The following is a 23,078-nucleotide window of genomic DNA, read 5'->3' on the forward strand; positions in this document are numbered from 1 at the left end:
GGTGCGCCGCGGGCGCGCGGCCCGCGCGCCCGCCCCCCCCCCCCCCCCCCCCCCCCCCCCCCCCCCCCCGCGGGCGCCCCCCCCCCCCCCCCCCCCCCCCCCCCGTTCCCACATGTAGGCACAGTTCGGCCGTAGACGCAGAGAGGCGGCGATCATGGCCGCTTTCGTCGACCGCGTGACGGTCCACGTGGCCGCAGGCAAGGGCGCCAACGGGGTCAGCTCCGTGCACCGCGAGAAGTTCAAGCCCCTCGGTGGCCCCGACGGCGGGAACGGTGGGGACGGCGGCGACGTCGTCGTCGAGGTCGACCCCAGCGTGCACACCCTGCTGGACTTCCACCACCACCCGCACCAGAAGGCCGGCAACGGCAAGCAGGCCGCCGGCAACTACCGCAACGGTGGCCGCGGCGAGGACCTCGTGCTCCGCGTCCCCTCGGGCACCGTGGTGAGCATCGGCGGGGAGCCCGTGGCCGACCTGGTCGGCGCCGGCGCCCGCTTCGTGCTTGCCCGCGGGGGCAAGGGCGGGCTCGGCAACGCCGCGCTGGCCAACGCCCGCCGCAAGGCCCCCGGCTTCGCCCTGCTCGGGGAGCCCGGCGATGCCGTCGACGCCGTCCTGGAGCTCAAGAGCATCGCCGACGTCGGCCTCGTGGGGTACCCCTCCGCGGGCAAGTCCTCGCTGGTCGCCGCCATGTCCGCGGCCCGGCCGAAGATCGCCGACTACCCGTTCACCACGCTCGTGCCGCAGCTGGGTGTGATCCGCTCCGGCGACACCACGTACACGATGGCCGACGTCCCCGGGCTCATCCCCGGCGCCTCGGTCGGCAAGGGCCTGGGCCTGGAGTTCCTCCGGCACGTCGAGCGCTGCGCCGTGCTGGTGCACGTCATCGACATGGCCACGATGGAGCCCGGGCGCGACCCGGAGACCGACATCGAGGCGCTCGAGCACGAGCTGCGCGAGTACGGCGGCGAGGAGCTGGACCTGGTGGGCCGGCTGCGGATCGCCGTGCTCAACAAGATCGACGTGCCGGACGCGCGGGAGCTCGTCGACCTGGTGCGCGCCCCGCTCGAGGAGCGCGGGCTGACCGTCTTCCCGATCAGCGCGGCAACCGGCGAGGGCCTGGCCGAGCTGGGCTTCGCGCTCGCGGCCGCGGTCGAGGAGCACCGGGCCGCGCTGCCGGAGCTGGCGCCGGCGCCGATCACCCTGACGCCGCGTGCGGTCGACGACGGCGGCTTCACCGTCGAGCCCGACCCGCGCACCGACGGCTGGCTGGTCCGCGGTGTCCGCCCCGAGCGATGGGTCCGGCAGACCGACTTCAGCAACGACGAGGCGGTCGGGTACCTCGCCGACCGGCTCAACCGGCTGGGCGTGGAGGAGGAGCTGGCCAAGGTCGGCGCCGTCCCCGGTGACGCGGTCACCGTCGGCGACGTCACCTTCGACTGGGAGCCGACCCTGCCGGCCGGCACGCTCAGCGTCGAGGAGACCGCCGGCCTGGGTGGCCGGGGCACCGACACCCGGCTGGAGACCAGCACCCGGCTGTCGGCCGACGAGCGGCTGGCGGCCAAGAAGGCCCGGCGGCTGCCCTACGAGCTGGCCGACGCCGACGGCTCCTTCGACCAGGAGCTCCTCGAGGGCGACAGCGACCGGTGAGCGTGCGGGCCGAGATCGCCGGCGCACAGCGGGTGGTCGTGAAGGTCGGGTCGTCGTCGCTGACCACGCTGCCCGGCGGGCTGGACGAAGGCCGGCTGCGCGCGCTGGTCGACGTCCTGGGGGCCCTGCGCGCGGCAGGCCGGGAGGTCGTGCTGGTCTCCTCCGGCGCCATCGCCGCCGGCCTGGCGCCGCTGGGGCTCGACAGCCGCCCCCGTGACCTGGCCACCGCGCAGGCCGCGGCCAGCGTCGGGCAGCTGCGCCTGGTGCAGACCTACGCCGACGCCTTCGCCGGGCACGGGGTGACGGTCGGGCAGGTGCTCCTCACCGCCGACGACCTCACCCGGCGCAGCCACTACCGCAACGCCCGGCAGACCGTCGAGCGGCTGCTCACGCTCGGCGTCCTGCCGATCGTCAACGAGAACGACACGGTCGCGACCGAGGAGATCCGCTTCGGTGACAACGACCGGCTCGCCGCGCTCGTGGCGCACCTGGCGGTCGCCGACGCACTGGTGCTGCTCTCCGACGTCGACGGCGTCTACGACGGCGACCCGCGCACCGGCCCGGCCCAGCTGGTCGACACCGTGCGCAGCCGGGAGGACCTGGCCGCGGTCACCCTCGGCTCGGCCAGCCGCAACGGCGTGGGCACCGGGGGCATGGCCACGAAGGTCGAGGCCGCGTTCATCGCCTCCGCGGCCGGCGTGCCCGTCGTCGTCACCTCCACGCCCCGGGCGGCCGCGGCGCTGGCGGGGGAGCGGGTCGGCACCCTGTTCGCGCCCAGCGGCCGGCGCCCCTCGGCCCGGCAGTTCTGGCTGCGGTACGCCAGCCGGCCGCGCGGGCGGCTGCTGCTCGACGAGGGCGCGGTGCGCGCCGTCCGGGAGCGGCACGCCTCGCTGCTGGCCGCCGGAATCACCGGGGTGGCCGGGGAGTTCCTCGCCGACGACCCGGTCGAGCTCGTCGGACCCGACGGCGTCGTCGTCGCCCGGGGCCTGGTGGCCTACGACGCCCGCGAGCTGCCCGACCTGCTGGGCCGCAAGACCGGTGACCTCGACCCGGAGCACCGCCGCGAGGTGGTGCACCGCGACGAGATGGTGCTCGTCGGGCGCCGCGCCCCGGCCTGAGAGACTGCCTGCCGTGACCGTGCGACCCATCCGCGAGATCGGTGACCCGGTGCTGCGCACCCCGGCCGACCCGATCCGCTCCTTCGACGCCGACCTCGCCGCGCTCGTCCGCGACCTGGAGGAGACCGTCGACCACCCCGGCCGGGCCGGCGTGGCCGCCACCCAGATCGGGGTGGGCCTGCGGGTCTTCTCCTACAACGTCGACGGCGTGATCGGGCACCTGGTGAACCCGATGATCACCGAGCGGTCCGAGGAGACGCAGGACGGCGACGAGGGCTGCCTGTCCATCCCGGGGCTCTACGCACCCACCGTGCGGGCGATGCACTGCGTCGCCGAGGGCTTCGACGTGCACGGGGAACCGCTGCGGCTGGAGGGCAGCGGGCTGATGGCGCGCTGCCTGCAGCACGAGGTCGACCACCTGGACGGCAAGCTGTTCGTCGACCGGCTGACCGGCGAGGCACGCAAGCGCGCCATGCGCGCACTGCGTGCCTGAGCTGCCGGTGGCCGAGCCGGCCGGCTGGGGTCCGGTTGCGCTGACCGGTCAGCTGGTGACGCTGGCGCCGCTGTCCCTGGCCGACGCCCCCGACCTGGCCGTCGCCGCGGCCGACGGGCGGCTGTGGGAGCTCTGGTACACGTCGGTGCCCACGCCCGAGGCGATGGCCGACGACGTCGCGGCCAAGCTCGCCGCCCAGCAGGCGGGCACGATGCTCCCCTTCGTCGTCCGCCGCCGGGGCACCGGGGACGCGCTCGGGGTGACGACGTACTGCAACCTCGACCGGACCACCCCGCGGCTGGAGGTCGGCTACACCTGGACCCGGGCGTCGGCCCAGTGCTCCGGGGTGAACAGCGAGAGCAAGCTGCTCCTGCTGCAGCACGCGTTCGAGGTGCTCGGCTGCGTCGCGGTGGAGTTCCGCACGCACTGGCACAACCGGCAGTCGCGGACGGCGATCGCCGCGCTCGGCGCCAAGCAGGACGGCGTGCTGCGCAACCACCGCCGCCAGCCCGACGGGTCGCTGCGGGACACCGTGGTCTTCTCCATCACCGTGAGCGAGTGGCCGGCGGTGCGGAGCAACCTGCGCTCCCGCCTCGCCCGCCACGCCGCCCGGGATCAGGAGAGCTGATCGTGCGTGCTCCTGGCTCACCCCGCACCGTGAGCCAGGAGCACGTGAGCTGAGCCCGGACGCCGCTGGTGCCGCGTAACCTCGACGCGTGTCCGACGCCGACTTCCCGCTCATCGGCGCCGCCGCGGTGCGTGCCCGCGAGGCCGCCCGCGTGCTGCGCACCCTGCCCACCGAGACCAAGGACGCCGCGCTCGCCGCGATGGCCGAGGCGCTGGTCGAGCGGGCCGACGAGGTGCTCGCCGCCAACGCCGCCGATGTCGAGGCGGCCGCGGCCGACGGCACCCCGGCCTCGGTGCTCGACCGGCTGCGGCTGGACCGGCCGCGCGTGGCGGCGGTCGCCGACGCGCTGCGCCAGCTGATCGCGCTGCCCGACCCGGTGGGCGACGTCGTCCGCGGCTCGACGCTGGCCAACGGGCTGCAGCTGCGCCAGGTCCGGGTGCCCCTCGGGGTGGTCGGGATCGTCTACGAGGCCCGGCCCAACGTGACCGTCGACGCCGCGGGTCTCTGCCTGAAGAGCGGCAACGCGGCGCTGCTGCGCGGGTCGGCGTCGGCGCACCGCACGAACACCGCGCTGGTGGCCGTGCTCACCGAGGCCGCCGAGAAGGCCGGTCTGCCGGCCGGCTCGATCGCCCTGCTGCCGGCCGACCGGGCCTCGGTGGGCGAACTGCTGGCCGCCCGCGGGCTGGTCGACGTGGTGATCCCGCGCGGCGGGGCGTCGCTGATCCAGCGGGTGGTCCGCGAGGCGGTCGTGCCGGTGATCGAGACCGGCGTGGGCAACTGCCACGTCTACGTCGACGCCTCGGCCGATGCGGCGACGGCCGAGGCGATCGTGCTGAACGCCAAGACCTCCCGGGTCAGCGTGTGCAACTCCGCCGAGACGCTGCTGGTGCACCGCGACGTCCCCTTCCTGCCGCGGCTGCTCGCGGCGCTGGCCGACGCCGGGGTGACGCTGCACGGTGACGAGACCGCGCGGGAGGCGCACGACGCCGTCGTCCCGGCCACCGACGAGGACTGGGCGACCGAGTACCTCTCTCTGGACATGGCCGTGCGGGTGGTCGATGACCTGCCGCAGGCGCTCGACCACATCGCGCAGTGGGGGAGCGGGCACTCCGAGGCGATCGTCGCCGACTCCGCGTCGGCGATCGCCGCCTTCACCGCGGGGGTGGACGCCGCGGCGGTGCTGGTCAACGCCTCGACGCGGTTCACCGACGGCGGCGAGTTCGGGTTCGGTGCCGAGATCGGCATCTCCACCCAGAAGCTGCACGCCCGCGGCCCGCTGGGGTTGCCGGAGCTCACCTCGACGACGTACGTGGTGACCGGCAGCGGCCACGTCCGCTGACGGGGACACCGCGCTCCACCCCCGGTGTAGCGAGACAGCACCGTCCACATGTGTCAGGGTGTGCGACGGCGGGCGGCTGCCCGCGGGTGCCCGGGGTCTCCCACCGGGGGACCGGCGGCACGGGGGCGCCGGTCACCGGGCCCGCGCGACGGCGGCCGTCCGCCCCTGGCCGCCCGGTCCCACCGGGATCCGGTGGTCGGGCGACCGGATCACGCGATGCCGGGCTAGGCTCGGTCAGTGGCAGCGCGTCGGCTCGGGGTGATGGGTGGCACGTTCGACCCCATCCACCACGGGCACCTGGTGGCCGCCAGTGAGGTGGCCGAGCTGTTCGGGCTCGACGAGGTCGTCTTCGTCCCGACCGGCCAGCCCTGGCAGAAGTCCGAGCGCGGGGTCAGCCCGGCCGAGGACCGCTACCTCATGACGGTGATCGCCACGGCGTCCAACCCACGCTTCTCGGTCAGCCGGGTCGACGTCGACCGCGGCGGCCCGACCTACACCATCGACACCCTGCAGGACCTGCACCGCGAGCACCCGGACAGCGAGCTGTTCTTCATCACCGGTGCCGACGCGCTGGCCCAGATCGTCGGCTGGCGGGACACCGACAAGCTCTTCGACCTGGCGCACTTCGTCGGGGTGACCCGGCCGGGCTACCAGCTCGGGGACGCCGATCTACCGGCGGGAGCGGTGAGCCTGGTCGAGGTGCCCGCGCTGGCGATCAGCTCCACCGACTGCCGCGACCGGGTCCGGCGGGGCCGGCCGGTCTGGTACCTGGTGCCCGACGGTGTGGTGCAGTACATCGAGAAGCGCGGCCTGTACCGCACCGAGGGCACCGGACGCCCAGCGGTCGGCCGCCCGGCCGCCGGCCGGCACACGCCCGAACCCGCCGAGCCGACCCTGCCCGACGACCCAGCCCCCGGGGACACCTCGTCCCCCGATCTGCAGGAGATGCCCCGATGACCGCCTCGGCCGAGGCCCGAGAGACCGCGCTGATCGCCGCGCAGGCCGCCGCGGACAAGCTCGCCACCGATGTCTCGATCGTCGACGTCAGCGACCGGCTCGCCATCACCGACGCCTTCGTCCTGGCGTCGGCTCCCAACGAGCGCCAGGTGCAGTCGATCGTCGACGCGGTCGAGGAGCGGCTGCGCGACCACGGGGTCAAGCCCGTGCGACGCGAGGGCGTCGCGGAGTCCCGCTGGGTCCTGCTCGACTTCGTCGACGTCGTCGTGCACGTCCAGCACGCCGAGGAGCGCGCCTACTACGCGCTCGAGCGGCTGTGGAAGGACTGCCCGGTCATCCCCTTCGTCGACCGGTCCGCGCCTGCCGCCGCGCAGGCGCCGGTGGCCGCGACCCCGGCGGCCGACGCCGACGAGTCGACCGAGGACGCCGAGTCGGGCACGACCGACCGGTGAGCGAGGCCGCCCCCGGTACCCCGCCGGTCGGCCGGCTGCTGGTCTGGCGCCACGGGCGCACCGAGTGGAACGCCAGCGGGCGCTTCCAGGGGCAGCTCGACCCGCCGCTGGACGCGGAGGGACGGGCGCAGGCCGCTCGCACCGCACCGGTGCTGGCGGCCGGCCTGGACCCGGCCACCACCGTGCTGGTCTCCAGCGACCTGCAGCGCGCCCGGGACACCGCCGGTGCTCTGGCGTCGCTGCTGGGACTGCCCGTGCAGGTCGACGCCCGGCTGCGTGAGCACGGCCTGGGCAGCTGGGAGGGGCTGACCCGGGACGAGGTCGCCGAGCAGCTGCCGGAGCAGTACGCGGAGTGGGTGGCCGGTCGTCCGGTGCCCGGCCGCGGCGGGGAGCTGCAGGCCGACGTCGCCGCCCGCGCCCTGGCGGCGGTGGCCGACCTACCGCCGGCCGAGACCGCGGTGCTGGTGACCCACGGCGGCACTGCCGGCCGGCTGCTGGAGGTGCTGCTGGGCCTCGGCCCGGAGCACCGCAGGATCTTCGGCCCGCTCGGCAACTGCCACTGGAGCGAGCTGTCGTTCCAGGCGTCGGGCTGGCGGCTGATGCGGCACAACTCGGCGGTGCCCACGCCCGGTCCGGTCGAGGGTGGGCCGGGCGCCCACCGGGACCGCGGACCGTCCGGGTCCGATGCGCCGGACGCGCCGCTGCCGCCCGCCGGCGCGAGCCCCGAGGAGGGGGCGCCGGCGCAGGACGCCGACGCCGGCGGCTGAGCCATCCGGTCCTCCGGGGCCCGTGGGTGGGAACGGCCGGCGCGGCGCCGGTTAGCCTCCGCCCATGTCCGTCGCCGTGGTCACCGACTCCACGGCCTACCTGCCGGCGGAGATCGTCGCCGAGCTGGGCATCGAGGTCGTGCCGCTGTACGTGGTGCTGGCCGGCCGCTCCGGCCGCGAGGGCAGCGACGTCACCTCCGCCGAGGTGGCCCGCGCGCTGGCCGTCCGCGGCGGGCACGTCACCACCTCCCGGCCCACGCCCGGGGACTTCGTGGCCACCTACCGCCGGCTGCTGGACGGCGGCGCCGACCGGGTCGTCTCCGTGCACCTGTCCGGTGAGCTCTCCGGCACCTGGGACGCCGCGCGGGTGGCGGCCGGGCAGGTGGGCGAGCACCTGGTCACCGTGCTGGACTCCCGCTCGGCCGCCATGGGCAACGGGTTCGCGGTGCTGGCCGCGGCACGCGCGGCGGCTGTCGGTGGCAGCGCGGAGCAGGTGGCGCAGGCGGCCCGGGAGACGGCCGCGGCCAGCCGCACGTTCTTCGTCGTCGACACCCTCGAGCACCTGCGCCGCGGCGGCCGGATCGGGTCGGCAGCCGCGTGGCTGGGCACCGCGCTGGCGGTCAAGCCGGTGCTGCACGTGACCGAAGGCCGGGTCGTCCCGCTGGAGAAGGTGCGCACCTCCGCCCGTGCGATCACCCGGCTGGTGCAGCGCGCCGCCGAGGTCGCCGGGGACCGCCCGGTCGATGCCGCCGTGCACCACCTCGCCGCCCCCGAGCGGGCGGACCGGCTCGCCGAGCAGTTGCGCGCGCGCCTGCCCGGGCTGCGCGAGCTGCACGTCAGCGAGCTCGGGGCCGCGATCGGCGCGCACGTCGGCCCCGGTGCCGTCGGGGTGGTCGTCGACCCGACCGTCCACGGCACGGACTGACCGGAGGCGGCGCGCGAGGCAGCGGGCGGGCGGCATCGGCCGACCGTGCCGGGCTGGCAGCTCAGGCCGGCCGTCGCCGTCCACAGCCGGGACCTCCGTCCACAACCTGGTCGGAGGCGGTGCGGGACGCAGCGCGGCCTCCCTAGCGTCCTCGGCGTGCGCTCCTCGCCCCGTCGCAACGACGACGACGTCATCCGTGCCCGGCTGCGGGCGCTGCTGGCGGAGGGGCAGCGCCCCGGCGGCTGGGTCCCCGACGAGGACGAGGGCGAGGACCGGTCGGGGCGTCCCGACGACCGCGACTCGGACGATCTCCGCGACGGCGCAGCGCGCCGGCCCTCCCGGGCACCCGACGACACGCCGACGACCCCGCTCGGCGAGCCGGCCGAGGAGCAGGGGCTGCCCCCTGGGCTGGGGCGCCACCGGGCCCCAGGGCCGGCCGCGCGGGTGAGCCCGGGCCGGCCGGGGGCGTGGACGCTGTGGGCGGTCGCCGTCCTCGCCGCCGCGGTGGTGGTCGGCTGGACCTGGGCCGACCGGCCGACGGTGGACCAGGTGTCGGCCGGGTCCAGCTCGGCGGCGTCACCGGGCCCGGTGCCGACTGCCCCGTCGCCGGCCCGGGCGCGCAGTGAGCCGTCCGCCGCTGCCGAGGTGGTCGTGTCGGTGATCGGCCAGGTCGCCTCGCCTGGGCTGGTCACCCTGCCGGCGGGCTCGCGGGTCGCGGACGCGCTGTCCGCTGCCGGGGGGCTGCTGCCGGAGGCCGATCCCGCGTCGGTCAACGCGGCAGCGGTCCTGGTCGACGGCGAGCAGCTCGCCGTGGGGCTGCCGGGGGCGGTCCCCGGGCCACCGGAGGCAGCCGGAGGCCACACCGCCGGTGGGCTGCTCGACCTGAACCGGGCGACGGCGGCGGAGCTGGACGCCCTGCCGGGCATCGGCCCGGTGCTCGCCCAGCGGATCGTGGTGCACCGGAGCAACCACGGCCCCTTCACCAGCGTCGAGCAGCTGGACGACGTCAGCGGCATCGGGCCGGCCACCTTCGCCGAGCTCGTCGACCTGGTCACGGTCTGACGTGCCGGCCGGACGACGGTCCGCCGCGCCTGGCCCGGTGCCGCTGCCGGTGCACCGGGTGCGGGCGGCCGGCCGCTGGCGCTGGCTCGACCTGCGACTGGTGCCGGTCGCGGCCACCGTCTGGCTGCTGACGCTGGCCGCACCGCTGCTCTCCCCGGGTCTGCTCCTCGGCCTGGCGGGGAGCGCTGCGGCGGTCGCCGTCGTCCTGCTCGCCAGCCGCCGGGCCGGCGCGGCGCTGGTCCTGGTCGGGTGCCTGGCCGCGATCACCGTCACCGGTGCCGTCGCCGGCGTGCGGAGCCAGGCCCGGGACGACTCACCGCTGACCGGGCTGGCCGCCCGGGGCGCCGTGGTCTCCGTGGCCTTCGCACTCGGCTCGGACCCCCGGCCACTGGTCGGCAGCCCCGAGCGGGTGCTCGTGACCGGCCGGGTCAGCGAGGTCGACGGCCATCCCACCGGCGGGGACCGGGTGCTGCTGTTCGGCCCGGCGGAGGAGTGGCGGGGCCTGCTGCCCGGCCAGTCGGTGACGGTGCGGGCCTCGCTGCGCCCGGCCGGCACGACCGACGACGTGCTCGCGGTCCTGTCGGCGCGCTCCCCACCGCAGCCGGTGGGTGACGCCAGTGCCATGCAGTCGGCGGCGGGGACCCTCCGCGCCGGGCTGTCCGCGGCAGCGTCCCGCACGCTGCCCGATCCCGCGGCCGGCCTGCTGCCGGGGCTGGTCGTCGGCGACACGTCCGGCCTGGACGACGTGCTCATCGGGGAGTTCCGCCGCTCCGGGCTCTCCCACCTGCTGGCCGTCTCCGGTGCCAACGTGGCGATCGCGGTGGGGCTGGTGCTCGCCCCGCTCCGGGCCCGCGGCAGCGACCGGCGGCTCCAGGCCCTCGTCGGCGTGCTGGCCATCGCCGGCTTCGTGGTGCTGGCCCGGCCGGAGCCGAGCGTGCTGCGGGCCGCGGCGATGGGCGCGGTGGCGCTGCTCGCGCTGGCCTCGGGCCGCAGCCGGGTCGCCGTCCCAGCGCTGGCGGCCAGCGTCACCCTCCTGCTGCTGGTCGACCCGGCGCTGGCTCGGGATCCCGGGTTCGCCCTGTCGGTCACCGCGACCGCCGCGATCGTGCTGCTGGCGCCGGGCTGGTCCCGCCGGCTGCGGCGACGGCGACTGCCCCGGCCGGTCGCCGACGCGGTGGCGGTGAGCGCGGCGGCCGGGCTGGCCACCGCCCCGCTGGTCGCGGCCCTCTCCGGTGCGGTGAGCCTGGTGTCGCTGCCGGCCAACCTCCTCGCCGCTCCGGTGGTCGCGCCGGCGACCGTGCTCGGGCTGCTGGCCGCGCTGGTCGCCCCGGTGACCGAGACGGGGGCCGACGCGCTCACCTGGCTGGCCGGGTGGCCGGTCCGCTGGCTGGTCCTGGTCGCCCGGACGGCAGCCGCCGTCCCCGACGGTGCGACGCCCTGGCCGGCCGGGCGGACCGGCGCCCTGGCGCTGGCGCTGTTGCTCGGGGCGGTCTGCTGGGCGCTGGTCCGCTGGCCGCGGTCGCGCGGGCTGGCCCTGGCCGCCGTGCTGGGCGCGGTGGTGGTGGGGTGGCCGTTGCGCCAGGCCGGGCGCGGGTGGCCGCTGCCGGAGACCGTGGTGGTCGCCTGCGACGTCGGGCAGGGCGATGCCCTGGTGTTCCCGACCGGGCCGCGCGAGGGGGTTCTGGTCGATGCCGGACCCGACGCGGCCCTGGTCGACGGCTGCCTGGACCGGCTCGGCGTCGACCGTCTGCCGCTGGTGCTGCTCTCGCACCTGGACGCCGACCACGTCGGCGGGCTGGCCGGGGCGCTCACCGGCCGCGCGGTGGGTGAGGTCGCCACCGGTGCCCTGGCCCCGGACGAGGACCGGCTCTCGGCGGTCCTGGAGGTGCTGGGCCAGGTGGGTGGGCGGCACGCCGTCCTGCGGCCGGGGGAGCGGCGCACGGTGGGCGGAGCGGTGTTCGATGCGCTCGCCCCCGATCCGACCGAGGCCACCGCGGGCGCGGACGCCAACCACCTGTCCCTGGTGGTGCGCGCGGAGCACCGCGGACTGCGGGTGCTGCTCACCGGTGACATCGGCGAGGAGGCGGAAGCCCGGCTCCGCAGGTCCGGGGCCGACCTCACCGCCGACGTGCTGAAGGTGCCGCACCACGGCAGCGGTGACGTCGACCCGGGTTTCGTCGCCGCGAGCCGGGCCCGCGTGGCGCTGATCTCCGTGGGCGCCGGCAACAGCTACGGGCACCCGGCGCAGGAGCTGCTGGCGGTGGTCGCCGGGGCCGGGATGCGGGTGCACCGCACCGACCGGGACGGCGACGTGGCGGTGGTCGGCCGGGCGGGGCAGTGGGGCGTGGCGGTGCGCGGCCCGGACACCGTGCTGCGCGGGGCGGCCGCGCCCGAGCCGGCCGCCCCGCTGCTGACGGCGACGGTCCCGGTGCGCCGGGCGGCAGCACGGTCGTGTCGGGAGCGCGTGGCAGCATGGCCTCGTGGCTGCCGCACCCCCCGCTCCGACGTCCCGGTTGCGGCTGGTGGTCGGGGAGGAGGAGCTGCTGCGGGCCCGCGCCGTCTCCGCGGTGCGCGCCGCGGTCCGCGACCGCCACCCCGACGTCGAGGAGCACGAGCTGGTCGCCGCCGGGCTGCCGCTCGGGCACCTGGCCGACGTGCTGTCCCCGTCGCTGTTCGGCGGGCACCGGTTGGTCGTCGTCGCCGGCGTGCACGAGGCCGCGGCCGCACTCGCCGACTCCCTGACCGCATACCTGAAGGACCCGGACCCCGAGCTCACCCTGGTGCTGGTGCACGGCGGCGGGAAGCGCAACGAGGCCCTGCTGAAGGCGTTCAAGGCCGCCGGGGCAGCGGTCGACGAGTGCCCGAGGATCAGTTCGGCGGGGGAGCGGGTCGCCTTCGTGCGCAACGAGGTCCGCCACGCCGGTGGCCGGATCACCCCCGATGCGGTCACCGCCCTGCTCGACGCGGTCGGCAACGACCTGCGCGGGCTGTCGGCGGCGGCGAGCCAGCTGGTGTCGGACTTCGGCGGCAGCATCGACGCCGACGACGTCGCCCGCTTCCACCGCGGGCAGGCCGAGGTCACCGGCTTCACCGTCGCCGAGCGGGTGCTGGTCGGCGACACCGCCGGGTCGGTGGAGATGCTGCGGTGGGCGCTGGACCGCGGCGTGGCGCACGTCCTCATCGCCGACGCCCTGGCCGACGGTGTCCGCACCGCGGCCCGTGTCGCCTCGCTGAACACCTCGAACATCGGCGAGCTCGCCCGGCAGCTGAAGCTCCCGCCGTGGAAGGTGAAGAAGGCGCAGAGCCAGGCCCGGGGCTGGAGCATCGACGCCCTGCAGCAGGCGATCGGCGTGGCCGCCGAGCTGAACGCCGACGTCAAGGGCGCGGCCGCCAGCGCCGACTACGCGCTCGAGCGGGCGGTGCGCCGGATGGTGGCCATCCGGGCCGCCGGCGGCGGACGGGCCCACGCCGGCCGTTGACCCGGTCGCCCCGGGGCCGCGCCGAGCTGCCGACCGGCCGGTCAACGCGTCGGGCCCCCACTCCCGGAGGGGAGTGGGGGCCCGACGTCCAGCGGCGCAGCTCCGGTCAAGCGGGGCGCCGCTGCGGTGGATCAGAGAGAGGCGACCCGCTTGGCCAGCGCCGACTTGCGGTTGGCGGCCTGGTTCTTGTGGATGATGCCCTTGCTGGCGGCCTTGTCCAGCGCCTTGCTGGCGGTCTGGAGCGCGGTGGTCGCCGCTTCCTTGTCCCCGGCGTCGGCGGCCGCGCGGAAGCGACGCACCTGCGTCTTCAGGGCGGACTTGACCGCGACGTTGCGCTGACGCGCGATCTCGTTGGTCTTGATCCGCTTGATCTGGGACTTGATGTTCGCCACGCGTGAGCCTCGGATGTCTCGCAGGGAGGTGTACTTCTGACAGTGCGTCCGCGGCGCAGCACAGCGCACTGCGGACCGGCCTCACAAGATACCAGCTCATCCGCACCAGCCCCTACGGCGGACCGGTCGCCCACCCGGCGCACCGCCCCGCGCCACCGTGGGGGACGACGCCCCGCCGGGCGATCGCCGTCCCCGGCCCAGTCATGGGACGATGGTCAGCACTGTGACGACTCCTGCCTCCACCGATCCCGCCCGGATCCGGAACTTCTGCATCATCGCCCACATCGACCACGGCAAGTCGACGTTGGCCGACCGGATGCTCGAGGTGACCGGGATCATCGAGGCGCGGCAGATGCGTGCCCAGTACCTCGACCGGATGGACATCGAGCGCGAACGCGGCATCACCATCAAGGCGCAGAACGTGCGCCTGCCGTGGACCCCGCGCACCGGTGCAGCCGCCGGCGACGAGTACGTGCTGGACATGATCGACACCCCCGGCCACGTCGACTTCACCTACGAGGTGTCCCGGTCACTGGCCGCGTGCGAGGGCGCGGTGCTGCTGGTCGACGCCGCGCAGGGGATCGAGGCCCAGACCCTGGCGAACCTGTACCTGGCACTGGAGAACGACCTCACGATCATCCCGGTGCTCAACAAGATCGACCTGCCGGCCGCCCAGCCGGAGAAGTACGCCGCCGAGATCGCCCACATCATCGGCTGCGACCCGGCCGACGTGCTCCGGGTCAGCGGCAAGACCGGCGAGGGCGTCGCCGAACTGCTCGACGCGATCGTGGAGAAGATCCCGCCACCGGTCGGCGACGCCGACGCCCCGGCGCGCGCGATGATCTTCGACTCGGTCTACGACATCTACCGCGGCGTCATCACCTACGTCCGCGTCGTCGACGGCCGGATCAGCGGCCGTGACCGGATCAAGATGATGTCCACCGGCGCCGCCCACGAGCTGCTGGAGATCGGCGTCATCTCCCCGGAGCCCAAGCCGGTCGAGGGCCTCGGGGTGGGCGAGGTCGGCTACTTCATCACCGGGGTGAAGGACGTCCGGCAGTCCCGGGTCGGTGACACCGTGACGCTGCAGCACAAGCCGGCACCCGAGCCGATCGGCGGCTACAGCGACCCCAAGCCGATGGTGTACTCCGGCCTGTACCCGATCGACGGCAGCGAGTACCAGCTGCTGCGCGAGTCGCTGGACAAGCTGCTGCTCAACGACGCGGCGCTGGTCTACGAGCCGGAGACCTCCGCGGCGCTGGGCTTCGGCTTCCGGGTCGGGTTCCTCGGCCTCCTGCACCTGGAGATCGTCCGCGAGCGGCTGGAGCGCGAGGCCGGGATCAGCCTGATCTCCACCGCGCCCAACGTCGTCTACCGGGTGGTGATGGAGGACCGCTCGGAGGTCGTCGTCACCAACCCCAGCGACTGGCCCAGCGGCAAGATCGACAAGGTGTACGAGCCGATCGTGAACGCCACGATCATCGCCCCCAGCGACTACACCGGGGCGATCATGGAGCTGTGCCAGAGCCGGCGCGGGTCGCTGACCGGGATGGACTACCTGTCCGAGACCCGGGTCGAGCTGCGCTACACGCTGCCCCTCGGCGAGATCATCTTCGACTTCTTCGACGCGCTGAAGTCCCGCACCCGCGGCTACGCCTCGCTGGACTACGCCGAGGCCGGTGAGCAGGAGTCGAAGCTGGTGAAGGTCGACATCCTGCTGCAGGGCGAGGCCGTCGACGCCTTCTCCGCGATCGTGCACGCCGACAAGGCCTACAGCTACGGCGTGCTGATGGCCGGCAAGCTGCGCGAGCTCATCCCGCGCCAGCAGTTCGAGGTGCCCATCCAGGCCGCCGTCGGCTCCCGGGTCATCGCCCGGGAGACGGTCCGCGCCATCCGCAAGGACGTCCTCGCCAAGTGCTACGGCGGTGACATCAGCCGCAAGCGGAAGCTGCTGGAGAAGCAGAAGGAGGGCAAGAAGCGGATGAAGATGGTCGGCCGCGTCGAGGTCCCCCAGGAGGCCTTCGTTGCCGCGCTGTCCACCGCCGAGCCCACCAGCGCGAAGAAGTGACCGGTCAGGTCCTCGCCGTCTGTGTCTCGGGCGCGGACCTGCTGCCGCTGCCGGACAAGCGCCCCAGCCGGTCGGGCATCGACAAGCGGCCGGTCGCCGGCCGGGTCGTCGTCGGCGAGCTCGGCCTGGACGGCGACGTGCAGGTCAACAAGAAGCACCACGGCGGCGAGGGCCAGGCGGTCTACGCCTACGACCAGGCCGACGCCGACTGGTGGGCCGCCGAGCTGGACCGCGAGCTGCCGCCCGGCCGGTTCGGGGAGAACCTCCGCACGTCCGGCCTGGACCTGACCGCCGCGCTGATCGGCGAGCGCTGGCAGGTGGGGACGGCGCTGTTCGAGGTGACCGCCTGGCGCACCCCGTGCGCGAACTTCGCCCGGTTCTGGGGCGTGCCCGACCTGGTCAAGCGGTTCGCCGCCCGGGGTGCGACCGGCGCCTACCTGCGGGTGCTGGAGACCGGTGACGTCGGCGCCGGGGACGTGGTCGAGGTGCGCGACCGCCCCGACCACGGCATCACCGTGGGGGAGGCGTTCCGCATCGCGACGTTCGAGAAGTCGCGCGTCCCGGAACTGGCCCCGGCGCTGCCGTACCTGCCGGTGCGGGCGCAGCCGAAGCTCGCCGCCCAGATCGAGAAGCGGCTGGCAGCCCGGGCCTGACCGCCGCTCAGACGGTGAAGACGATCTTGCCGTTGGTGCGCCCCTCCAGCATCCGCGCGAACCCCTCGCGGGCCTCGGACAGCGGCAGCTCCACGTCGATCTGCGGGCGCACCCCGGTGACCCGGCACATCTCGATCAGGTCGTCGAGCTCCTCGCGGGTGCCCATCGTGGAGCCGATCACCGACAGCTGGGTGAAGAAGACCCGGTTCAACTCGGCGCCGGGGTTGAAGCCGGTGGTCGCCCCGCAGGTGACGACGACGCCGCCGGGCTTGAGCGACCTGACGCTGTGGCTCCAGGTGGCCTCGCCGACGGTCTCCATCACGCCGTCCACCCGCTCGGGCAGCCGCGCGCCGGACTCGAACGCCTGGTCGGCACCGAGCGCCAGCGCCGCGGCGCGCTTCTGCTCGCTGCGGCCGGTCACCCACATCCGGTAGCCGGCGGCGGAGCCCAGCCGGACCAGTGCCGTGGCCACGCCGCCGCTGGCGCCCTGCACGAGCACGGTCTGCCCCGGCCGCAGGCCGGAGCGGACGAAGAGCATCCGGTAGGCGGTCAGCCACGCGGTGGGCAGGCAGGCGGCCTCGGCGAAGGACAGCTCGGCCGGCTTGGGGACGACGTTGCGCCGCGGCACCGCCACGCGCTCGGCGAGCGTGCCCTGGTACCGCTCGGACAGCAGCGAGCGCTTCGGGTCCATCGTCTCGTCACCGGTCCAGCCGGGGGAGGAGACGACCGCGTGCACGACGACCTCGTTGCCGTCCTCGTCCAGCCCCGCGGCGTCGCAGCCCAGCACCATCGGCATCCGCTCGGCCGGCAGCCCGACACCGCGCAGGCTGAACAGGTCGTGGTGGTTGAGCGAGGCGGCCCGCACCGTCACCGTCGTCCAGCCCTCCGGGACCTCCGGCTCGGGCCGGTCGCCCACCTCCAGCACCGAGAGCGGGTCGTCCGGGGCGGGCGTGGAGACGAAGGCAGCCAGCATGCCCGGACGCTAGCCGACCACCTCCCCCGTCCGCGACGCCGTGGTCGCGACCGTCCCCGGTTCCCCGGCTGCCTGGCGGGCCGCGGTGGCGCGCCAGGCAGCCGGGTGCGAACGGTGCCCGGACGGTCGGGCGACCGGGTGTCAGCGGATGGCGTGCCCGTCCGGATCGAACAGCAGGACCTCGCCCAGGTGGACGCGCAGGACCAGCTCGGTGCCCTCCTGGACGACCTGGCGCTTGTCCAGCCGGACGATCAGCTCGCTCCGCGGGGCCACGCCGTCGTTGAGGCCCAGCGGGTCGAGGAAAGCCAGCGTCTCCGAGCCGAGGCGCTCGATCCGGGTGACCCGTGCGGCCAGTCGGTCCCCTGACCCGGTCACGTCACCCCCGATGGCGTCGGCCCCCTCCGGACGGATGCCGACCGTGACCCGCTCGTGCCCCGTCCTGCCACCGGGAACGGGGATCTGCAGCCACGGGGTGACCTCGGCCCGGCCGTTCCGCACCGGCACGCCGTCCACCAGGTTGATGGACGGCGAGCCGATGAACCCGGCGACGAAGGAGTTGACCGGCCGCTCGTAGAGCTCGGTCGGAGTGCCCACCTGCTGCAGTTGCCCGTCCCGGAGAACGACGACGCGGTCGCCCATCGTCATCGCCTCGGTCTGGTCATGGGTGACGTAGACGGTCGTGGTGCCCAGCCGCTTCTGCAGGTTCGCGATCTCCGCCCGGGTGGACACCCGCAGTTTCGCGTCCAGGTTGGACAGTGGTTCGTCCATGCAGAACACCTTCGGATCCCGGACGATCGCCCGCCCCATCGCGACCCGCTGCCGCTGCCCGCCGGACATCTTGGCGGGCCTGCGGTCCAGCAGGTCCTCCAGCTGGAGCACCCGGGCGGCCTCGGCCACCCGCGTGCTGATGTCCGCCTTGCTGACGCCGAGGTTCCTCAGGGCGAACGCCATGTTCTCCCCGGCGGTCATGTTCGGATACAGCGCGTAGCTCTGGAACACCATGGCGACGTCCCGGTCACGGGCCCGGCTGCCGGTGACGTCGACACCGTCGATGAGCACCCGCCCCGAGGTCACCGGCTCCAGGCCGGCGAGCATCCGCAGGCTCGTGGACTTCCCGCACCCAGACGGACCCACGACGACGAGGAACTCGCCGTCGTGGACGTCCAGGTCCAAGCGGTCCACTGCCGGCCGCTCACCCCGGGCGAAGGAGCGTGTGACCTCCTCGAACCTCACCGACGCCACGGCCGGCTCCCTCCTGCTGCTGGCCGGGACGTCACAGCTTCGGCTCGATGTCCCGCTCGTAGACCTGCTGGCTCTCCTCGGCCAGCTGACCGAAGACGGTCTCCACGTCCTCACCGCCGATGGTGATGCGGTCGAGGCCGGCGCCGATCCGGGCGCCACCACCGGGCAGGAACACCCGGACGTAGTCCTGCGGCGCGGTGACCTCGAGCTGCTCCAGCGCGGTCCGCGCGTTCGGGTTCTCCTCCAGGTAGGCGGCCATCTCCGGGGCGTCGATGGCGTCCTTGCGGACCGGCATGTACCCGGTGGCCTGGCTGAAGGTCACCGTGTTGTCGGTGTTGGTGAGGAAGGCGATGAGCTCCATGGCCGCCTCCTTGCGCTCATCGGAGATGCCCGCAGGGATCGCCAGCCCGGCTCCACCGGTCGGCGTGCCGGGACGCGGGCCGGGCAGGAAGGCCGTGCCGAACTCGAACTGGGCGGTCTCGCTGAGCCCGCCCAGGGACCCGGTGGACTGCAGCAGCGAGGCAGCCTGGGCAGCACCGAACTGGTTGTTCGCGTCGTTGGAGATGGCGATGTGGTCCTGGCGGTACTGGTCCTGCAGGAAGCGACCGGCCTCCAGCGACTCCGGGGAGGTGAACGTCGGCTCCCACTCGTCGGAGTACGCCCCGCCGAAGGTCCAGATCATGCCCTGGAAGTACCAGTCGAGGTAGTTGCTGCCGTCGGGCAGCACCATGGGGGCGATCCCCGGGTTGGCGGCGGCCAGCCGCGGTGCCCACTCGGCGAACTCCGCCCAGGTCTCCGGGCCGCGGTCGGGCAGGCCGGCAGCCGCCCACATCTCCTTGTTGTAGTAGAAGAGCGGCGTCGACCGGGCGTAGGGCAGGGCGTAGTGGGCGCCGTCGTACTCGTAGTCCTCCCGGAGGGAGTCGACGTACCCGGCGGTGTCCACGCCGGCGGCCTCCCACAGGTCGTCCATCGGGGTGATGGCGTCGTTGAGCGCGAAGTTGAACCAGGTGACGTCGGAGGCGATGACGACGTCGGGCAGGTCCCCGCCGGACAGCGCGGCGTTGAACCGTTGGGCGGCTTCCTCGTAGGACTGCCCCGCGGTGACCAGATTGACCTCGATCCCGGTCTCGGCCGTGAAGGCGTCGAGCAGCTCGGTCTCGACGGGCTTGGACTCACCCGGGTGGTTGGACCACATGGTCAGCGTCTCGACCGCTCCACCGTCGCCGGACCCCCCGGTCCCTCCGGTGGCGGTGCCGGCGCAGGCGGACAGCGCGAGGACGCCGACCGTGGCACCGGTCAGCAGGAAGGAGCGGCGGTCCAGGGACCTCATGGGGGATCTCCATTCGTGGTGGTGGGATTCGTGCGGTGGGGTGTGAAGGGCACGCACCGGTGCGCAGGACGAACCGGCTGCCCGGGTCGGCCGACGTGGGTGGTGAGGGAGGGGAGCGGGGGCCGCGGCACGGACCGGCGTCCGAGCCGCCGGATCACCCCTTGACCGCGCCCGCGGTCAGGCCCTTGATCATGTGCCGCTGGAGCAGCAGGAACACGATCAGGATGGGCAGCATGGTGAGCACCGTCCCGGCCATGACGGGGCCCCAGTTGGTGAGGCCCGCAGTGTCCTGCAGCTGGGCCAGCCCGACCGGCAGAGGCGCGGTGGAGGAGTCGTCCGCCATCAGCAGCGGCCAGAGGTACTGGTTCCACTCGGTGACGATCGTGATGAGCACGAAGGCGATCAGGGTGGGCCAGGACATCGGCAGGACGACCCGCCACAGCATCTTGAGCGGCCCGGCCGCGTCCATCTCCGCCGCCTCGATGATCTCCTTCGGCAGCGACAGGAAGTGGTTGCGCAGCAGGAACGTGCCGAAGGCGACGCCGGCCAGCGGGACGATGATCCCGGCGAAGGTGTTCCGCCACCCGAGCTGGGCGACCAGGGCGTAGTTGCTGATCACGGTCACCTGGTTGGGGACCATCAGGCTGGCGATCACGAACAGCAGCACCAGACTGCGGCCCGGGAACCGCAGGAAGGCGAGCGCGAACGCCGAGAGCACCCCGAGGGTGACCTCCACGACCGTGAGCACCGTGGTGATCAGGATCGAGTTGCGCAGGTAGTCGGTGAACGCGACGCCGGTGCCGACCCGCGAGTAGTTCGCCGTCGTGAACGGGTCAGGCACCCACGTGACCGGCACGGTGTAGATGTCCGGCCGCTCCTTCAGCGACGAGATCAGGATCCAGTACAGCGGCAGGGCCACGACCAGGACGATCAGCAGCAGCCCCAGGTAACCGCCGATGCGGCCCAACGGCCCGGACTTCTCGTGCGGCGCTGACTGCCCGTGCGCCGCAGGACCCGTCCGCGCCTGCGGCGTCGCGTCCGTCTGCCCGGAGGGCGTCGGCGTGCTCACGACTCCCGCCCCCGCTCCATGACGCGGACCTGGACGAGGGTGACGACCAGCAGGACCAGGAACATGATCGTCGCCACCGTGGCGCCGAAACCGGCCCGCTGGTGCACGAAGGTCTCCTGGTAGACCTGATAGACCATCGTCGTCGTGCCGTTGCCGAGCGGGCCACCGCGGGTCATCGTGTCGATCACGTCGAAGACCTGGAAGCTGTTGAGCAACACGGTGATGAGCAGGAAGAACGTCGCCGGGCGCAGCTGCGGCCACGTGACGTGCCGGAACCTGCGCCAGGTCGAGGCCGCGTCGATCTCGGCGGCCTCGTCGAGCTCTGCCCGCCTGCCCTGCAGGGCTGCCAGGTAGATGACGAAGGTGTAACCCAGGTTCTTCCAGATGTAGGTGGCAGTCACCATGAACAACGCCCACCCCGGGTCCTGGTAGAACGCCGGGGCGTCCACGCCGACCCGGCCGAGCAGGTCCTGCACCAGGCCGAACGTCGGGTCGAACACGAACTGGAACGCGACGCCGACCGCTGCCCCGGCGAGTACGAAGGGCGCGAAGACCAGCGAGCGCACCGCGTTGCGACCGAAGAGCTTCTGGTCCAGCAGCAGGGCCAGCGCCAGGCCGATGACCATCGAACCGATCACCGCCGCCCCGGTGAAGACGACGGTGTTCCACAGCACCTGCCGGCTGGCCTGGCTGGTGAACCACTCGACGTAGTTGTCCAGGCCGATGAACGAGGCGGTCGGTGCGGAGATGTTCCAGTCGGTGAACGACAGCCGGACGTTGTCCAGCAGCGGGCGGTAGGTGAAGACCGCCAGCAGGACGAGGTTGGGCAGCAGGAAGGCGGCTGCGATGAGCACGTCGCGCCGACGGTTGCCCGGGGGGTCGGCCTTGAGCGAGGGCGCAGGCAGGTCGGGAGGGGCGGCCAGCGGAGCCGATGGGCGCGGAGTGTCGGACGCAGCGGTGATCGGCTGGGCACTCACGGTCGCCGACCTTGACTCGCTGGGGTGAACAGCAGGTGATCGGGCGTGTCCGTCGGACACGCCGTCGGGTGAACACGCCGATCCGGCGACTCGGCGACCTGTGTCCCCGCTCGTCGAGCCCGGCGGTGCCCGGGTTCGACCGACCGCCCTCGTCCGGCGCTGCCGGGCGCTCACCGGACGACGACGGCGAACTCCTGCTGCTCGACGAACTCACCGATCACCGGGGCGCCCAGCACCTCGCCGCCGAGCAGCAGCCCGCCGGAGGTCTGCGCGTCGGCCAGCAGCAGCGCCTCGTCCTCGCTGACCGCGGACAGGTCGGTGTGCGGGCGCACCCAGTCCAGGTTGCGCCGGGTGCCCCCGGAGACGTAGCCGGCGGCCAGCGCCTCGCGCGCCCCGGTCAGGTACGGGACGGCGGCGGCGTCGACCACCGCGGTCACCCCGCTGGCCCGGGCCATCTTGTAGAGGTGGCCGAGCAGGCCGAACCCGGTCACGTCGGTGCCGGCGCGGATCCCGGCGGCGACGGCGGCGCGGGAGGCCTCGGCGTTGAGCGTGGTCATGGCGGCGAGCGCCTCCGGGGAGACCTCGCCGGTGGCCTTCATCCGGTTGTTCAGCACGCCGACGCCCAGCGGCTTGGTCAGCGACAGCGGCGTGCCGGCGACCGCCCCGGAGTTGGTGATGATCCGGTCGACGTCGACCAGCCCGGTGACCGCCATCCCGTACTTGGGCTCCGGGTCGTCGATGGAGTGCCCGCCCCCGACGTGGCAGCCGGCCTGGTGGGCGATCTCCAGCCCGCCGCGCAGCACCTCGGCGGCCAGCTCCGCGGGCAGCACGTCGCGCGGCCAGCCCAGCAGGTTCACCGCCACGACCGGGGTGCCGCCCATCGCGTAGACGTCGGACAGCGCATTGGCGGCGGCGATCCGGCCGAAGTCGTAGGCGTCGTCGACGACCGGGGTGAAGAAGTCGGTGGTCAGCACCAGCCCCTGGCCGCCCGGGATGCGCACGACGGCCGCGTCGTCGCCGTCGTCCAGCCCGACGACCAGCTGGGCGGCGGGGTCGACCGGACCGGTGGCGGTCAGCCCGGCCACGACGGACTCCAGCTCGCCCGGCGGGATCTTGCACGCGCACCCGCCGCCGTGCGCGTACTGGGTCAGCCGGATCGCAGTGGCGGTCATGACCTCGAATCTAGGCGCTCGCTCCCGGCCCGGTCGGTGACGCCCGGGTCCGGGCGTAGGGTCGGTCGCGGAGACGTCAGGGTGCCTGGTGGCCCCCGCGGCCTCTAAAGCCGACGTGGCCGAGCATCTCGGTCAGGCGGGTTCGATTCCCGTCCGTCTCCGCCAGCCCGCGCCCGCGGGGCCGGTCCCGCACCGGCCCCGCGCCGCTGCTGGTCTGCGGCACTGCCCAGCCGTCCGCTCGTCGGGGCGTGGGTGGGCGCCGTGCTGTGGCACGCTCGCCCCGGAACTGCGGACGGGTGTCCGCACCCGGCACGGGGGCCCCGCGGCCCCCGACCGG

Annotated in this window: 20 protein-coding genes, 1 tRNA gene and 1 pseudogene; 15 read left to right on the forward strand and 7 right to left on the reverse strand. The window is 74.3% G+C overall.

The annotated features are described in order from the left end of the window. The first annotated feature begins 154 nt into the window (after nt 1–154). The 12 genes and pseudogenes from obgE to holA all read left to right on the forward strand — a co-directional run bounded on the left by obgE (nt 155) and on the right by holA (nt 12,865). Nucleotides 155–1,645 (forward strand): GTPase ObgE, encoded by a 1,491-nt coding sequence (obgE, locus tag ACI79A_RS14845; RefSeq protein WP_457084433.1) that lies wholly within the window; start codon nt 155–157, stop codon nt 1,643–1,645. Continuing rightward, nucleotides 1,642–2,763 (forward strand): glutamate 5-kinase, encoded by a 1,122-nt coding sequence (gene proB, locus ACI79A_RS14850; RefSeq protein ID WP_457084435.1) that lies wholly within the window; start codon nt 1,642–1,644, stop codon nt 2,761–2,763. Before obgE ends, proB begins: the two co-directional genes overlap by 4 nt. A gap of 13 nt (nt 2,764–2,776) precedes the next feature. Then, nucleotides 2,777–3,256: a peptide deformylase gene (gene def, locus ACI79A_RS14855; protein WP_457084437.1), complete on the forward strand. Its 480-nt coding sequence runs from the start codon at nt 2,777–2,779 to the stop codon at nt 3,254–3,256. Next, a complete protein-coding gene (locus ACI79A_RS14860; RefSeq protein ID WP_457084439.1) occupies nt 3,249–3,884 on the forward strand; it encodes a GNAT family N-acetyltransferase in 636 nt (211 codons plus the stop codon). Before def ends, ACI79A_RS14860 begins: the two co-directional genes overlap by 8 nt. An 88-nt stretch (nt 3,885–3,972) precedes the next feature. Continuing rightward, nucleotides 3,973–5,223 (forward strand): glutamate-5-semialdehyde dehydrogenase, encoded by a 1,251-nt coding sequence (locus tag ACI79A_RS14865; protein ID WP_457084441.1) that lies wholly within the window; start codon nt 3,973–3,975, stop codon nt 5,221–5,223. A 237-nt stretch (nt 5,224–5,460) separates the two neighbouring features. Beyond that, nucleotides 5,461–6,180: a nicotinate-nucleotide adenylyltransferase gene (nadD, locus tag ACI79A_RS14870; protein WP_457084443.1), complete on the forward strand. Its 720-nt coding sequence runs from the start codon at nt 5,461–5,463 to the stop codon at nt 6,178–6,180. Then, nucleotides 6,177–6,632 (forward strand): ribosome silencing factor, encoded by a 456-nt coding sequence (gene rsfS / locus ACI79A_RS14875; protein ID WP_457084445.1) that lies wholly within the window; start codon nt 6,177–6,179, stop codon nt 6,630–6,632. Before nadD ends, rsfS begins: the two co-directional genes overlap by 4 nt. Then, nucleotides 6,629–7,399: a histidine phosphatase family protein gene (locus ACI79A_RS14880; protein WP_457084447.1), complete on the forward strand. Its 771-nt coding sequence runs from the start codon at nt 6,629–6,631 to the stop codon at nt 7,397–7,399. Before rsfS ends, ACI79A_RS14880 begins: the two co-directional genes overlap by 4 nt. 64 nt (nt 7,400–7,463) lie before the next feature. Next, nucleotides 7,464–8,324, forward strand: a complete 861-nt coding sequence (locus tag ACI79A_RS14885) for a DegV family protein (protein ID WP_457084449.1) — start codon at nt 7,464–7,466, stop codon at nt 8,322–8,324. A 156-nt stretch (nt 8,325–8,480) separates the two neighbouring features. Next, on the forward strand, nt 8,481–9,386 hold the full coding sequence (locus ACI79A_RS14890; protein WP_457084451.1) for a helix-hairpin-helix domain-containing protein: 906 nt from the start codon (nt 8,481–8,483) through the stop codon (nt 9,384–9,386). Nucleotides 9,387–10,008: 622 nt separating this feature from the next. After that, nucleotides 10,009–11,529 (forward strand): annotated as a pseudogene (locus tag ACI79A_RS14895) (ComEC/Rec2 family competence protein); the annotation flags it as partial. A gap of 337 nt (nt 11,530–11,866) precedes the next feature. Beyond that, nucleotides 11,867–12,865 carry a DNA polymerase III subunit delta gene (gene holA, locus ACI79A_RS14900; RefSeq protein WP_457084453.1) on the forward strand — a complete coding sequence of 333 codons (999 nt, stop codon included), beginning with the start codon at nt 11,867–11,869 and terminating at the stop codon, nt 12,863–12,865. Nucleotides 12,866–12,996: 131 nt separating this feature from the next. On the opposite strand, the gene rpsT is transcribed toward holA, so the two are convergent. Continuing rightward, on the reverse strand, nt 12,997–13,257 hold the full coding sequence (gene rpsT, locus ACI79A_RS14905) for a 30S ribosomal protein S20 (RefSeq protein WP_457084455.1): 261 nt from the start codon (nt 13,255–13,257) through the stop codon (nt 12,997–12,999). 223 nt (nt 13,258–13,480) lie between these two features. Here rpsT and lepA point away from each other — a divergent pair, with 223 nt between their 5' ends. Beyond that, nucleotides 13,481–15,325 (forward strand): translation elongation factor 4, encoded by a 1,845-nt coding sequence (gene lepA / locus ACI79A_RS14910; RefSeq protein ID WP_457084457.1) that lies wholly within the window; start codon nt 13,481–13,483, stop codon nt 15,323–15,325. Then, nucleotides 15,322–15,978 carry an MOSC domain-containing protein gene (locus ACI79A_RS14915; RefSeq protein ID WP_457084459.1) on the forward strand — a complete coding sequence of 219 codons (657 nt, stop codon included), beginning with the start codon at nt 15,322–15,324 and terminating at the stop codon, nt 15,976–15,978. Before lepA ends, ACI79A_RS14915 begins: the two co-directional genes overlap by 4 nt. 7 nt (nt 15,979–15,985) lie before the next feature. Here ACI79A_RS14915 and ACI79A_RS14920 read toward each other — a convergent pair whose 3' ends face one another. The 6 genes from ACI79A_RS14920 to selD form a co-directional block, all read right to left on the reverse strand. After that, nucleotides 15,986–16,951 carry a zinc-binding dehydrogenase gene (locus tag ACI79A_RS14920; RefSeq protein ID WP_457084461.1) on the reverse strand — a complete coding sequence of 322 codons (966 nt, stop codon included), beginning with the start codon at nt 16,949–16,951 and terminating at the stop codon, nt 15,986–15,988. A 141-nt stretch (nt 16,952–17,092) separates the two neighbouring features. Beyond that, on the reverse strand, nt 17,093–18,133 hold the full coding sequence (locus ACI79A_RS14925) for an ABC transporter ATP-binding protein (RefSeq protein WP_457084463.1): 1,041 nt from the start codon (nt 18,131–18,133) through the stop codon (nt 17,093–17,095). 91 nt (nt 18,134–18,224) lie between these two features. Next, entirely contained in the window at nt 18,225–19,523 is a 1,299-nt protein-coding gene (locus ACI79A_RS14930) for an ABC transporter substrate-binding protein (RefSeq protein ID WP_457084465.1), read from the reverse strand. Between the two features lie 154 nt (nt 19,524–19,677). Next, nucleotides 19,678–20,592: a carbohydrate ABC transporter permease gene (locus ACI79A_RS14935; RefSeq protein WP_457084467.1), complete on the reverse strand. Its 915-nt coding sequence runs from the start codon at nt 20,590–20,592 to the stop codon at nt 19,678–19,680. Next, entirely contained in the window at nt 20,589–21,446 is an 858-nt protein-coding gene (locus ACI79A_RS14940) for a carbohydrate ABC transporter permease (protein ID WP_457084469.1), read from the reverse strand. The genes ACI79A_RS14935 and ACI79A_RS14940 overlap by 4 nt, the downstream gene beginning before the upstream one ends. Nucleotides 21,447–21,739: 293 nt before the next feature. Then, nucleotides 21,740–22,741 carry a selenide, water dikinase SelD gene (gene selD, locus ACI79A_RS14945; RefSeq protein ID WP_457084471.1) on the reverse strand — a complete coding sequence of 334 codons (1,002 nt, stop codon included), beginning with the start codon at nt 22,739–22,741 and terminating at the stop codon, nt 21,740–21,742. A 69-nt stretch (nt 22,742–22,810) separates the two neighbouring features. On the opposite strand from selD, the gene ACI79A_RS14950 reads away from it, so the two are divergent. Then, nucleotides 22,811–22,906 (forward strand) — tRNA-OTHER (locus ACI79A_RS14950). Nucleotides 22,907–23,078: the final 172 nt, after the last annotated feature.

It is taken from the genome of Modestobacter sp. SYSU DS0657, from assembly GCF_054050925.1.

Bases quoted from the DNA above. Each gene is read 5' to 3' on its own strand.
- obgE (WP_457084433.1), top strand. From the start codon at position 155: ATGGCCGCTTTCGTCGACCGCGTGACGGTCCACGTGGCCGCAGGCAAG.
- ACI79A_RS14920 (WP_457084461.1), bottom strand. From the start codon at position 16,951: ATGCTGGCTGCCTTCGTCTCCACGCCCGCCCCGGACGACCCGCTCTCG.
- rsfS (WP_457084445.1), top strand. From the start codon at position 6,177: ATGACCGCCTCGGCCGAGGCCCGAGAGACCGCGCTGATCGCCGCGCAG.
- ACI79A_RS14885 (WP_457084449.1), top strand. From the start codon at position 7,464: ATGTCCGTCGCCGTGGTCACCGACTCCACGGCCTACCTGCCGGCGGAG.
- ACI79A_RS14930 (WP_457084465.1), bottom strand. From the start codon at position 19,523: ATGAGGTCCCTGGACCGCCGCTCCTTCCTGCTGACCGGTGCCACGGTC.
- selD (WP_457084471.1), bottom strand. From the start codon at position 22,741: ATGACCGCCACTGCGATCCGGCTGACCCAGTACGCGCACGGCGGCGGG.